The 12,220-nt window shown below is 39.5% G+C and carries 15 protein-coding genes and 1 other annotated feature; all 15 genes read left to right on the plus strand.

Features of this window, described 5'->3' with window-relative positions:
• The first annotated feature begins 2 nt into the window (after positions 1-2).
• The 15 genes from disA to rplK all read left to right on the plus strand — a co-directional run bounded on the left by disA (position 3) and on the right by rplK (position 12,218).
• Positions 3-1,076, plus strand: coding sequence for a DNA integrity scanning diadenylate cyclase DisA (disA, locus tag RRV45_RS00550; RefSeq protein WP_315666847.1), 1,074 nt, complete (start codon positions 3-5; stop codon positions 1,074-1,076).
• 197 nt (positions 1,077-1,273) lie between these two features.
• Entirely contained in the window at positions 1,274-2,356 is a 1,083-nt protein-coding gene (locus tag RRV45_RS00555; protein ID WP_315666848.1) for a PIN/TRAM domain-containing protein, read from the plus strand.
• A gap of 46 nt (positions 2,357-2,402) precedes the next feature.
• Complete coding sequence (ispD, locus tag RRV45_RS00560; RefSeq protein WP_315666849.1) at positions 2,403-3,095, plus strand: 2-C-methyl-D-erythritol 4-phosphate cytidylyltransferase; 693 nt, start codon at positions 2,403-2,405, stop codon at positions 3,093-3,095.
• 28 nt (positions 3,096-3,123) lie between these two features.
• Positions 3,124-3,603: a 2-C-methyl-D-erythritol 2,4-cyclodiphosphate synthase gene (gene ispF / locus RRV45_RS00565; RefSeq protein ID WP_315666850.1), complete on the plus strand. Its 480-nt coding sequence runs from the start codon at positions 3,124-3,126 to the stop codon at positions 3,601-3,603.
• A gap of 50 nt (positions 3,604-3,653) precedes the next feature.
• Entirely contained in the window at positions 3,654-5,111 is a 1,458-nt protein-coding gene (gene gltX, locus RRV45_RS00570) for a glutamate--tRNA ligase (protein ID WP_315666851.1), read from the plus strand.
• Positions 5,112-5,153: 42 nt separating this feature from the next.
• Positions 5,154-5,391 (plus strand) — a binding site (T-box leader).
• A gap of 222 nt (positions 5,392-5,613) precedes the next feature.
• The gene (gene cysE, locus RRV45_RS00575; protein WP_315666852.1) at positions 5,614-6,282 is read left to right on the plus strand and encodes a serine O-acetyltransferase; all 669 of its coding nucleotides are present in this window, start codon (positions 5,614-5,616) and stop codon (positions 6,280-6,282) included.
• On the plus strand, positions 6,263-7,666 hold the full coding sequence (gene cysS / locus RRV45_RS00580) for a cysteine--tRNA ligase (protein ID WP_315666853.1): 1,404 nt from the start codon (positions 6,263-6,265) through the stop codon (positions 7,664-7,666). Before cysE ends, cysS begins: the two co-directional genes overlap by 20 nt.
• A gap of 3 nt (positions 7,667-7,669) precedes the next feature.
• Positions 7,670-8,095, plus strand: a complete 426-nt coding sequence (locus RRV45_RS00585) for a Mini-ribonuclease 3 (protein ID WP_315666854.1) — start codon at positions 7,670-7,672, stop codon at positions 8,093-8,095.
• Complete coding sequence (gene rlmB / locus RRV45_RS00590) at positions 8,092-8,835, plus strand: 23S rRNA (guanosine(2251)-2'-O)-methyltransferase RlmB (protein ID WP_315666855.1); 744 nt, start codon at positions 8,092-8,094, stop codon at positions 8,833-8,835. Before RRV45_RS00585 ends, rlmB begins: the two co-directional genes overlap by 4 nt.
• A 2-nt stretch (positions 8,836-8,837) precedes the next feature.
• Complete coding sequence (locus tag RRV45_RS00595) at positions 8,838-9,347, plus strand: NYN domain-containing protein (protein ID WP_315666856.1); 510 nt, start codon at positions 8,838-8,840, stop codon at positions 9,345-9,347.
• A gap of 44 nt (positions 9,348-9,391) precedes the next feature.
• Complete coding sequence (gene sigH / locus RRV45_RS00600) at positions 9,392-10,075, plus strand: RNA polymerase sporulation sigma factor SigH (protein ID WP_410489321.1); 684 nt, start codon at positions 9,392-9,394, stop codon at positions 10,073-10,075.
• 111 nt (positions 10,076-10,186) lie between these two features.
• The gene (gene rpmG / locus RRV45_RS00605; protein ID WP_315668897.1) at positions 10,187-10,330 is read left to right on the plus strand and encodes a 50S ribosomal protein L33; all 144 of its coding nucleotides are present in this window, start codon (positions 10,187-10,189) and stop codon (positions 10,328-10,330) included.
• Between the two features lie 143 nt (positions 10,331-10,473).
• Entirely contained in the window at positions 10,474-10,656 is a 183-nt protein-coding gene (gene secE / locus RRV45_RS00610) for a preprotein translocase subunit SecE (protein WP_315666858.1), read from the plus strand.
• A gap of 198 nt (positions 10,657-10,854) precedes the next feature.
• The gene (gene nusG / locus RRV45_RS00615) at positions 10,855-11,388 is read left to right on the plus strand and encodes a transcription termination/antitermination protein NusG (protein WP_315666859.1); all 534 of its coding nucleotides are present in this window, start codon (positions 10,855-10,857) and stop codon (positions 11,386-11,388) included.
• Positions 11,389-11,792: 404 nt separating this feature from the next.
• The gene (gene rplK, locus RRV45_RS00620) at positions 11,793-12,218 is read left to right on the plus strand and encodes a 50S ribosomal protein L11 (protein ID WP_315666860.1); all 426 of its coding nucleotides are present in this window, start codon (positions 11,793-11,795) and stop codon (positions 12,216-12,218) included.
• Positions 12,219-12,220: the final 2 nt, after the last annotated feature.

Here is a 12,220-nt window from a genome sequence, read left to right on the forward strand (position 1 = left end):
AAATGGAAATAAAAAAGCTTGGTGAAAAAACGATGAGTGAAATTCTGCAATTTATGGCCCCGGGTACGCCGATTCGGGAAGGAATCGATAATGTACTAAGAGCAAATACGGGAGGCTTAATTGTTTTAGGAAGTAAGGAGAAAATTACACATATCGTTGATGGGGGCTTTCAAATAAATGCTCCTTTTTCGCCAAGCTATTTATATGAGTTAGCCAAAATGGACGGCGCGATCATATTAAATCAAGAAGGAAATAATATTTTGATTGCTAATGCTCAATTAGCACCAGATCCAAGTATTCCATCATCAGAAACAGGTATGCGTCACAGAACGGCAGAAAGGGTAGCAAAGCAAACGGGAGAGCTCGTCATTGCTATTTCACAAAGACGGAATGTCATCACTCTTTATAAGGGACACTTTCGCTATGCACTTAGGGATATCGGGGTTATTTTGACGAAAGCGAATGTAGCCTTACAAACTCTTGAAAAATACAAGGTTGTTTTAGAAGAGGATATTTCTAATTTAAGTGTGTTGGAATTTGAAGAACTTGTAACCTACAGTGATATATTAAATGTATTTCACAGCATTGAAATGGTCCTAAGAATAAAGAATGAATTATTAACTTATTTAAACGAGCTTGGGATAGAAGGAAGGCTCATTCGCTTACAAATGAACGAGCTTTTAGAGGATATTGAGAGAGAAATAGATTTAATTATCAAGGATTACGCCCATTTAAAGGACATTCGGACAAAGGAAATGTTTGACAAATTACAGGAGATGTCTGTCGGGAAGATGCTGGAAGACTCTGTTATCTTAAAGCTATTAGGATATAACGGATATGTTCATACAGAGGAATTTAGATGTCCCCGGGGCTATCGGATGTTGTCGAAAATCCCAAGGTTGCCTCCTGTTATTATTGAAAATTTGATTCTTCGGTTTATGGATCTCCCAGCGATTGTTGCTGCATCTGTAGAGGAATTAGATGAGGTTGAAGGAATTGGAGAAGTGAGAGCAAAGAAAATTAAAGAAGGACTAAAGCTGATAAAAAAACAGCTTTTAGCAGATCGTCAGCTTTAAGTGACCATTGAACTATATATGCTGTTGTGATAAAATTATCAGTTATTTGTTTTATTTGACACTTTATTATGAATGGTGCTACCCTTGTTTGTATATAGAATCATCTTTTTTCTTATCTGTATTTTAATATAATTTTTCCCGTTCAAAAGGTTTCAATTTATAAAATTTGTTTATAATGAATAAAAGGAGGTGAAGGTATGTTAAAACGTATTGTTCAAGCATGCTTTCTGATAATCGGGATTACGCTTGGGATATTTCTCATTCCCGAACTATTAATATTAATATCCCTGGATGATGTTGCACTACTAAATAATCCATATGTATCCGCCTTGTTTGGTGCCATTATTTTTTATCTTATTTCTTTTTTGGCGGTTGATCATGTTGTAAATGTTGTCAAATGGGTGGAAGAATCGCTTGTAAAAGCACCCATAACCGATATTATCTTTGGAAGCGTTGGCTTAGTTTTTGGTTTGATTATTGCCTTTTTAATTGGATATGCGTTAACAACCATTGAAGTTCCTGTCTTAAATACTGTTGCTCCTATTGTGTTAACCCTTATATTTGGTTATTTAGGTTTTCAGGTGGGCTTTAAAAAGCGTGATGAGCTTCTAACCTTATTTTCAAACAGAAAGAAGAAGAATACAGAAGAAGAAACAGAGGCTCCACCGAAAAATGTGTTGAAATTATTGGATACAAGTGTCATTATTGATGGCAGAATTGCTGATATTTGCCAAACTGGGTTTCTAGAAGGAACCATTGTCATCCCGCAGTTTGTTCTGGAAGAATTACAGCATATTGCTGACTCTTCTGATGTATTAAAGCGGAATAGAGGACGAAGAGGTCTCGATATTCTAAACCGGATTCAGAAAGAGCTTTCGATTAAAGTAGAGATATATGAAGGTGACTTTGAAGAGATTCAGGAAGTAGATAGTAAGCTGGTGAAGCTTGCAAAAGTAACGAACGGAATTGTTGTTACAAATGATTTTAATTTAAATAAAGTTTGCGAATTCCAAGGGGTTTCTGTCTTAAATATTAATGACTTAGCAAATGCGGTAAAACCAGTCGTTCTTCCCGGTGAAGAAATGAAAGTACAGGTCATTAAGGATGGCAAGGAGCAAAACCAAGGAATTGCTTATTTGGATGATGGTACGATGATCGTTGTTGAGGATGGACGGGATTACATCGGCAAGCATATTGATGTTCTTGTTACAAGTGTACTGCAAACCTCAGCTGGCCGGATGATATTTGCAAAACCGAAGCTATTAGAAAAAGCATTATAACGATAAGAATTAGCTTATTATTTAGGGAGATTGGGGTTTGTTTATAATGGCTTATCAAGTCATCATTCCTGCTGCTGGCCAAGGAAAAAGAATGGGAGCGGGCAGGAATAAAGTGTTATTAGAACTGAATCATTTGCCTATCTTTATTCATACGTTAAGAGTTTTCGAGCTGGATGAGGATTGCGAGGGTATTTATCTTGCCATCAATCCCAAGGATGTGAAAGAAATGAAGGCACTCCTTAATGAATATCAGATTTCAAAGGTGATGGCCCTAGCTCCTGGTGGAAAAGAGAGACAGCATAGCATATATAATGCCTTAAAATGTGTGAAGCAAGAGGGAATTGTTCTCGTTCACGATGCAGCAAGGCCATTTATTGATAAAAAACTCCTCGATCCACTAGTGATAGCTGCAGAGAAAAGCGGGGCAGCGATACTAGCAGTCCCTATGAAGGATACAGTAAAAAAGGCTGCCGGAAATATTGTGACGGAAACGGTAGAACGAACCAGCTTGTGGGCTGTCCAAACCCCACAGGCTTTTCGTTTTTCTATTTTAATGAATGCTTACCAGAAGGCTGAAGCTGATCACTTCCTCGGAACCGATGATGCTAGTTTGGTGGAGAGGACGGGGCAGGATGTTATGATTGTAGAAGGGGATTATGACAATATTAAACTGACAACGCCAGAGGATTTATATTTTGCAGAAGCTATTATTCGGAAACGAATAGAGATTCAAACATAACTATTTTTAAAAAGAGGGGACAATTAAGATGTTTCGAATTGGACAAGGCTTTGATGTGCATCAATTAACGGAAGGGCGCCCGCTCATACTAGGCGGTATTGAAATTCCATATGAAAAAGGTTTATTAGGCCACTCCGATGCAGATGTACTATTACATACAGTGGCTGACGCATGTCTTGGAGCCATCGGTGAAGGAGATATTGGAAGGCATTTTCCCGATACAGACCCAGAGTTCAAGGATGCAGATTCGGCAAAACTATTAGAGCATGTGTGGAATTTAGTTAAGGAAAAAGGGTATGAGCTTGTCAATGCAGACTGCACGATTATTGCTCAAAAGCCCAAAATGGCCCCATATATCGGCCCAATGAGAGAGAGAATAGCCCAATTACTAGAAACATCTGTTGATAATATCAACGTAAAAGCTACAACCACCGAAAAGCTAGGATTTACCGGGCGCGGCGAGGGAATCGCATCACAAGTTGCTGTTTTATTGCAGAAAAATAAGTGATAAAATAAATCAAAACAAAAAGTAGATTTTTAGAGGAGGACATAAGTAATATGTCAAACGATATTCGTGTACGTTATGCCCCTAGTCCAACTGGACATTTACATATCGGTAATGCCCGTACAGCCCTTTTCAATTACTTATTTGCGAAAAGCCAAGGCGGGAAATTCATTATCCGTATTGAAGATACTGACAGGAAACGTAATATTGAAGGCGGAGAAGAAAGTCAGTTAAAGTACTTAACATGGCTCGGAATAGATTGGGATGAAAGTGTTGATAAGGATGGCGGCTTTGGCCCTTATCGCCAATCTGAGCGAAATGATATTTACGAAAAATATTATAAAGAACTGCTTGAAAATGGTTCTGCCTATAAATGCTATTGTACGGAAGAAGAGTTAGAGGCTGAAAGAGAAGCGCAAACAGCTAAAGGAGAAACACCAGCTTACTCCGGCAGATGCCGTCATTTGTCTCCAGAGGAGCGTGCGAAGCTGGAGGCAGAAGGAAGACAGCCAAGCATTCGCTTCTTAGTTCCACAAGGGAAAGTATATGCATTTGATGATATGGTTAAAGGAAATGTCTCCTTCGAATCAGATGGAATTGGCGATCATGTTATCGTCAAAAAAGATGGCACACCTACCTATAATTTTGCGGTAACGGTTGATGATCATTTAATGCAGATCTCCCATGTATTAAGAGGGGATGACCACATCTCCAATACACCTAAACAACTAATGATTTATGACGCACTAGGTTGGGAAGTTCCGGTTTTTGGCCACATGACATTAATTGTAAATGAGAGCCGCAAAAAACTGAGTAAGCGTGATGAGTCAATTATTCAATTTATCGAGCAATACGAAGAGCTTGGCTATTTGCCTGAGGCCCTCTTTAACTTTATTGCCCTATTAGGATGGTCTCCATCTGGCGAGGAAGAAATTTTCTCCAAGGATGAGTTCATTAATATTTTCGATGCAAGCCGTTTATCAAAATCACCAGCTCTTTTCGATAAGCAAAAGCTGACTTGGATGAATAATCAATATATGAAAACAATTGATATTGATCGTCTTGTTTCCATTTCGCAGCCGCATCTTGTAAAAGCAGGCCGAATTGGTGAGAGCTTGACTGAAGAGGAAGAACAATGGGTGCGCAGCCTTATCGCTTTATATCAGGAAAAAATGAGCTACGGTGCTGAAATTGTAGAGATGTCAGAGATTTTCTTTAGTGATAAAACGGTTATGGATGATGAAGCGAAAGCCGTTATCGAAGAGGAGCAGGTTCCTGAGGTCTTATCTGCTTTCCTACAGGAAATTGAAGGCTTAAGTGAGTTCAAGGCTGATGAAATTAAAGCGGCTATGAAGGCAGTCCAAAAATCAACAGGCCATAAAGGGAAGAAGCTCTTTATGCCGATCCGTGTTGCGATTACAGGACAAACACACGGACCTGATCTCCCTCAAGCCATCGAGCTTTTCGGGAAAGAAAAAGTAAAAAATCGATTAATGAGTATTTTAGATTAACATATTGCCTAAAATGTAATATAGTAATAAGTAACTCAATAAATGAAAGTGTTGAAGAGGAAAAGTAAGAACATGATGCTTTTTAGAGAGAACCATCACCGGCTGAAAGTGGTTTAAGCCTCTCATTGATCTGAAGTGCCCCTCTGAGCCTCATTTCGAACGGATTTTCATGCATGAAAATTTCCCTACTAGAAGTGAGCGGAACTAATCCGTTAACAAGTAAAAGTTGAGACATTTCGATGTCTAAACAGAGTGGAACCGCGCATACAGCGTCTCTGTCATTATTGACGGAGGCGTTTTTTTTATTCCCCAAAAACAAAAGTGAAATAACAATTTTGGATTGGACCATCAACAAAGCTCTTGGATATGAAAGCTTATATTCGCTTAATGGACATCATTGCACTCTTTTTTCAAACCTGTGGAAATAAATAATTTCCCGGAAAATACTATTCAAAAAAACCATTTTTAAAAATATGAATGACCGATTAGGGAGGGGACAAACGTGTTTAAAAGGCTAAAGGAAGACATTGAGGTTATATTTGAACAGGATCCGGCTGCAAGAAGTTATTTAGAGGTAATCTTAACTTACTCAGGCTTGCATGCCATATGGGCACATCGATTAGCCCACGCGCTTTTCAAAAGGAAACTCTATTTTCTTGCAAGAGTCGTCTCGCAAATTAGCCGCTTTTTCACAGGAATTGAAATTCATCCAGGTGCAAAAATCGGAAGAAAGCTTTTCATTGACCACGGGATGGGAGTAGTTATTGGAGAAACATGCGAAATTGGTGATAATGTAACCATCTTTCAAGGGGTAACCTTAGGGGGGACAGGTAAAGAGAAAGGAAAGCGGCACCCTACTATTAAGGACAATGCCTTAATTGCTACAGGAGCAAAGGTGCTAGGTTCCATTACTATTGGAGAAAATTCAAAGGTTGGAGCGGGATCTGTCGTCTTACATGAAGTGCCCCCTAACTCGACAGTAGTAGGTATACCCGGCAAAGTGAAAATCCAGGATGGGGTTCGAATTAAAAAAGATTTAAATCACAGCGACCTTCCTGACCCAATTGCTGATCGTTTTAAAGATTTAGAACAAGAAATTGCCAAATTAAGCAGTGAATTAGAGGAGCTTAAGAAAGAAAGGAGTTTGGTTAATGGCCATTCAAATTTATAATACATTATCAAGACAAAAAGAACCTTTCATCCCTTTAGAGGAAGGGAAGGTAAAAATGTATGTGTGCGGTCCAACTGTTTATAATTATATTCATATAGGAAATGCAAGGCCGCCAATTGTTTTTGATACGGTTAGAAGATATTTTGAGTATCGAGGTTATGATATCAAGTACATCTCTAATTTCACAGATGTGGATGATAAATTAATCCGTGCGGCAAATGAATTGGGAGAAGAAGTTCCAGTTATTGCAGAACGCTTTATTGATGCCTATTTTTCAGATGTTTCAGCGCTTGGCTGCAAACGTGCTGACGCTCACCCAAGAGTGACTGAGAGTATGGACATTATTATTGAGTTCATTGAAGCATTGATTGAAAAGGGATATGCCTATGAATCGGAAGGCGATGTCTACTACCATACCCGCAAATTTAAGGAGTATGGCAAGCTTTCCCACCAATCCATTGATGAGCTTCGGTCAGGAGCCCGCATTGCTGTAGGGGAAAAGAAGGAAGATGCTCTTGATTTTGCCCTTTGGAAGGCGGCGAAAGAAGGAGAGATTTATTGGGATAGCCCATGGGGAAAAGGACGCCCTGGCTGGCATATCGAGTGCTCCGCAATGGCGAAAAAGTATTTAGGCGACACGATTGATATTCATGCGGGCGGGCAGGATTTAGCTTTCCCTCACCATGAGAATGAAATTGCCCAATCGGAAGCAGTAAGCGGAAAGACGTTTGCGCGTTATTGGATGCATAACGGCTATATTAATATCGATAATGAAAAAATGTCTAAATCCCTTGGTAACTTTGTTCTTGTCCATGACATTATCAACAAGCATGATCCACAGGTGCTTCGATTCTTTATGCTGTCTGTTCACTATCGAAATCCGATTAACTATAGTGAAGAATTATTAGGAAATACGCGAGCTGGACTAGAAAGAATTAAAACATCCTACCAAAACTTGAGGCATCGTCAAGAAACAAGTGCGAATTTGACTGAAAACAATCAAGAATGGCTAGAAAAAATTGCAGCACAGCACGAAGAGTTTATCAAGGCGATGGACGATGATTTTAATACAGCAAATGCCATTTCAGTTCTTTTCGAGCTTTCCAAATTAGCGAATTATTATTTAATGGAGAAAAACACCTCCGTACAAGTGATTGAGGCATTTACGAAGGAATTCGAAGATCTTTTCCTAGTGCTCGGACTTACTTTGGACTCCCAGAAAGATGAGTTACTCGATGAAGAGATTGAACGCTTAATTCAGGAGCGTATTGAAGCACGAAAGGATCGAAACTTCCAATTAGCCGACCAAATCCGTGATCAGCTGAAAGACATGAACATCATTCTTGAAGATACACCTCAAGGAATTAGATGGAAAAGAGGCTAAACCATGCTTCAATACGATAATCACATTGATGAGAAACAGTTAAACAGCCTCGCCCTTGCTTATATGGGCGATGCTGTTTTTGAAATCTATGTCAGAAGACATCTTATCCAGCATGGACAGGTTAGACCTAATCAGCTGCATAGAGAGGCCACTCATTATGTATCTGCTAAAGCTCAATCCGCTATTATCCGCCAATTGCTGGATTCAGACTTTCTGACAGAAGAGGAAATTGCCGTTGTGAAAAGAGGAAGAAATGCAAAGTCTGGTTCTGTCCCGAAAAATACCGATGTTCAAACATACCGATATAGCACGGCATTTGAGGCGCTAATTGGCTATTTACATTTATCAGGTAAAGAGGAGCGGCTGGAGGAAGTCATCTTATCTGCATTTCGAATGGTAGAAGATAAGAAAGGAGGAAATTCCAAATGAATCAAGATTTTATTATGGGAAAAAACCCTGTGATGGAAGCACTTAAATCAGGACGGGATATTAATAAAATTTTCATAGCAGAGGGGTCACAAGGCGGGCAAATGCAGCAGGTTATTGGGCTTGCCAAAGCGTCAAATGTATTTGTTCAATTTGTCCCAAAGAAAAAATTAGATCAGATGGCGGAAGGGAATCATCAAGGGGTCGTTGCCCAGGTTGCGGCCTATCAATATGCGGAAATAGATGATCTTTTTCAAGCAGCAGAAAAAAGAAATGAAGCACCCTTTTTCTTATTATTGGATGAAATAGAAGACCCTCATAATCTAGGGTCGATCATGAGAACAGCGGATGCAGTAGGTGCACATGGAATTATTATTCCGAAGCGGAGAGCGGTAGGCTTAACGGCGACAGTGGCTAAGGCCTCGACTGGTGCTATTGAGCATATTCCTGTTGTCCGTGTGACAAATATGGCTAGAACGATCGATGAATTAAAGGAAAAAGGCGTATGGATTGCGGGAACTGATGCAAAGGGAAGTGAAGATTACCGCCGTTTTGATGGAACATTGCCGCTTGGGCTAGTGATCGGCAGTGAAGGAAAAGGCATGGGCCGATTAATCCGGGATAAATGTGATTTCTTGATCCATTTACCGATGGCAGGCCATGTGACTTCACTGAATGCATCAGTTGCTGCAGCTCTTTTAATGTATGAGGTATTCAGGAAGCGACATCCTCTTGAGGGATAGAAATGGACATCCTACTTGTTGACGGATATAACGTAATTGGTGCTTGGCCAGAGCTAAGAGAACTTAAAAAAAAGGATTTAGCAGCTGCGAGAGACCGATTAATTGAAAAAATGGCAGAGTATCAAGGGTATTCTGGATATAGAGTCATAGTCGTTTTTGACGCTCATTATGTAAAGGGTACCGAAAAGAAATTTAAGGATTCAAAGGTTGAAGTTATTTTTACACGGACAAATGAGACGGCTGATGAAAGAATTGAGAAGCTTGCCATCAGCCTAAGCAATATCAAAACCCAAGTTCATGTTGCAACCTCCGACTATACAGAGCAATGGGCGATTTTTGGACAAGGTGCACTGCGAAAGTCTTCGAGAGAATTATTAAATGAAATGAATACGATTGAAAGTAAAATAGAAAAAAAGGTGAAGAAGATTCAGGAAAAACAGCCATTCTCTAGAATTCCGCTTAGCAAGGAAATGGCAGAAATTTTTGAAAAGTGGCGCAGAGGAGACCAATGAGTGGTTGACGCTGGAAAAATTCTTACTGTATAATATTTCTATCTATGCTTGGTACGGTCGGGGGGATCTTAGTGGATACTGACTTGAAAACAATCGATGAGAATAATTTAGGGTATACGCAGCTTGAAGATGAAGAATTGATTGATTTAGTGCATAAAGGCGAGAGTGAAGCGTTAGATTATCTGATTCATAAGTATCGCAATTTTGTGCGTGCCAAAGCAAGGTCATATTTTTTAATTGGCGCAGATAAGGAAGATATTGTTCAAGAAGGAATGATTGGTTTATACAAGGCTATTCGTGATTTTAAAGAGGACAAGCTATCTTCGTTTAAAGCGTTTGCAGAGCTGTGCATTACTAGACAAATTATTACAGCTATTAAAACCGCCACAAGGCAGAAGCATATTCCGCTGAACTCATACGTGTCATTGGACAAGCCGATTTATGATGAGGAGTCAGATCGGACGTTAATGGACGTTATTTCGGGTGCAAAGGTAATGGATCCAGAGGAATTAATTATTAATCAGGAAGAGTTTGATCATATAGAGGTCAAAATGTCCGAATTGCTCAGTGATCTTGAAAGAAAAGTACTTTCCCTTTATTTGGATGGACAATCTTATCAAGAGATTTCTGAAGAATTAAACCGTCATGTGAAGTCAATCGATAACGCTCTGCAAAGGGTGAAACGAAAGCTTGAGCGGTATTTGGAGATACGAGAAATTACTTTATAGAGCGGGTGAGAACAAGCAGATCACTCTTTCTTTCGCTTTCCCTGTTATTGACATCGTTTATGGTCCGTGATAAAGTTTTAAGGACGTAATTGTATTTTAGTAGGTGGAATGATGAGAAAAAAAGTAGTACTAGCTTGTAAAGAGTGCGGGTCCAGAAATTATTCAACGATGAATAATAAAGACTCCGAGCGCCTGGAGCTTAAGAAGTATTGCAAAACATGCAGCAATCATACTATTCATAGAGAGACAAAGTAAGGTTATTATATACGAATTTTATATATGTATTTTTCTAAATTTCATAAACTCTTATTCACTAGAATAATCGTAATTTGATTATTTAGTTTGGTTAAATACATTATGAAATTTACTTAGATTATAAGTAAGTTGGGGGTTACAATATGCAGCGCATCTTGAATTTTTTCCGCGATATTGGACGTGAAATGAAAAAGGTTAGTTGGCCAAAGCGAAAAGAAATGACTGGCTATACTGTAACAGTCCTAGCCACTGTTGCGTTTTTTGCAGTGTTCTTCGCTGTGGTTGACTTAGGTATTTCTGAATTGATTCGATTAATTCTTGAATAACCCCTGTATATCCATGGTATAATGGTGAATAGCACAGGAAACATCTGCAAAGCCCGGTAACGGGTTTTTTATTTGGTTAAAAATATGTTTTCAAATCGTAAAAAGGGAAACATTCTTCAAGTTTTAGTCAGTTTTTTACGAAAATAGTCAAAACTATTTTAATGATACAGGGAGGGAAGGACGATTTAGTCCCCTTGAATGGAAAAGAATTGGTATGTTGTTCATACGTACTCGGGTTATGAAAATAAAGTAAAGGCAAACCTGGAGAAACGTGTAGAATCTATGGGAATGCAAGATAAAATCTTTCGGGTTATTGTGCCGGAAGAAGAAGAAACTGATTTCAAAAACGGCAAAAAGAAAGTAGTAAAGCGTAAAGTTTTCCCAGGATATGTGCTCGTAGAAATTGTGATGACAGATGACTCATGGTATGTAGTTCGGAATACACCAGGTGTTACGGGCTTTGTCGGGTCAGCTGGTCACGGCTCTAAGCCGACACCGCTATTGCCTGAAGAAGTTAATGTAATCTTGAAGCGTATGGGTGTTGAAGAAAGACGAGTAGAAATTAACTTTGAAATAGGAGAAATGGTCCAAGTGAAAGAGGGGCCATTCGCCAACTTTACAGGATCAATTGAAGATATTGACAGAGACAAAGCGAAAATTAAAGTCCTTGTTAATATGTTTGGCCGGGATACACCGGTTGAACTAGATTTTTCTCAAATTGAGAAACTATAACGAAATGCGGAGAGCGCCCGGTTAAAGGAACGCAGACTAAGAGCGCCACGTCCTGTGGCAACGTCTGCATGACCCGCATCCTGCAGGCCTCAAGCATTAGACGAGCCTGCATGAAGGTTGTACTTTAATCTTCTTGCCGGATTGGCTTATGACCTCGATCCGATGGCGCTCAGAGCTAGACAGCTCTCTAACTTCAAAAAGGTATCCTTTCTATTTTTACAAAAAAACTTGAAATTAGCTTTGAAAAGTGGTAATATTTCAAAGGTCAGTATGTCTCAGGTTCAGAGACCGGACTATTGTTTGTTCTTTATCTTGATATAAAGACTATAAGTTGAGTGGGAGGGGACCCTAACAGTCACTAAGGCCCCAATTACCACATCACGGACTTTAAGGAGGTGTGTCTCGTGGCTAAAAAAGTAATCAAAATTGTAAAATTACAAATTCCAGCAGGTAAAGCTAACCCTGCACCGCCAGTTGGACCTGCACTAGGTCAAGCGGGTGTTAATATCATGGGATTCTGTAAGGAGTTTAACGCACGTACAGCTGAACAAGCTGGCCTAATCATTCCTGTTGAAATTACGGTTTTTGAAGACCGTTCATTTACATTTATTACGAAAACTCCTCCTGCTGCCGTTCTTTTAAAAGTAGCAGCTGGAATCCAGTCTGGTTCTGGTGAACCAAACCGTAATAAAGTAGCAACAGTCAAGCGTGACAAGGTACGCGAGATTGCTGAAACAAAAATGCCTGACCTAAACGCTGCTAGCGTAGAAGCTGCAATGCTTATGGTTGAAGGTACTGCACGCAGCATGGGTATCGTTATCGAAGATTAATC

Source organism: Bacillus sp. DTU_2020_1000418_1_SI_GHA_SEK_038 (assembly GCF_032341175.1).
In the GTDB taxonomy this organism is placed as follows: domain Bacteria; phylum Bacillota; class Bacilli; order Bacillales; family Cytobacillaceae; genus Cytobacillus.

Excerpts from the sequence above, each read along its gene's own strand:
- rpmG (WP_315668897.1), top strand. The coding sequence starts at position 10,187 with ATGAGAAAAAAAGTAGTACTAGCTTGTAAAGAGTGCGGGTCCAGAAAT.
- rlmB (WP_315666855.1), top strand. The coding sequence starts at position 8,092 with ATGAATCAAGATTTTATTATGGGAAAAAACCCTGTGATGGAAGCACTT.
- nusG (WP_315666859.1), top strand. The coding sequence starts at position 10,855 with ATGGAAAAGAATTGGTATGTTGTTCATACGTACTCGGGTTATGAAAAT.
- RRV45_RS00555 (WP_315666848.1), top strand. The coding sequence starts at position 1,274 with ATGTTAAAACGTATTGTTCAAGCATGCTTTCTGATAATCGGGATTACG.
- cysS (WP_315666853.1), top strand. The coding sequence starts at position 6,263 with ATGGCCATTCAAATTTATAATACATTATCAAGACAAAAAGAACCTTTC.
- RRV45_RS00585 (WP_315666854.1), top strand. The coding sequence starts at position 7,670 with ATGCTTCAATACGATAATCACATTGATGAGAAACAGTTAAACAGCCTC.
- disA (WP_315666847.1), top strand. The coding sequence starts at position 3 with ATGGAAATAAAAAAGCTTGGTGAAAAAACGATGAGTGAAATTCTGCAA.
- secE (WP_315666858.1), top strand. The coding sequence starts at position 10,474 with ATGCAGCGCATCTTGAATTTTTTCCGCGATATTGGACGTGAAATGAAA.
- ispF (WP_315666850.1), top strand. The coding sequence starts at position 3,124 with ATGTTTCGAATTGGACAAGGCTTTGATGTGCATCAATTAACGGAAGGG.
- sigH (WP_410489321.1), top strand. The coding sequence starts at position 9,392 with ATGCTTGGTACGGTCGGGGGGATCTTAGTGGATACTGACTTGAAAACA.
- RRV45_RS00595 (WP_315666856.1), top strand. The coding sequence starts at position 8,838 with ATGGACATCCTACTTGTTGACGGATATAACGTAATTGGTGCTTGGCCA.
- ispD (WP_315666849.1), top strand. The coding sequence starts at position 2,403 with ATGGCTTATCAAGTCATCATTCCTGCTGCTGGCCAAGGAAAAAGAATG.
- gltX (WP_315666851.1), top strand. The coding sequence starts at position 3,654 with ATGTCAAACGATATTCGTGTACGTTATGCCCCTAGTCCAACTGGACAT.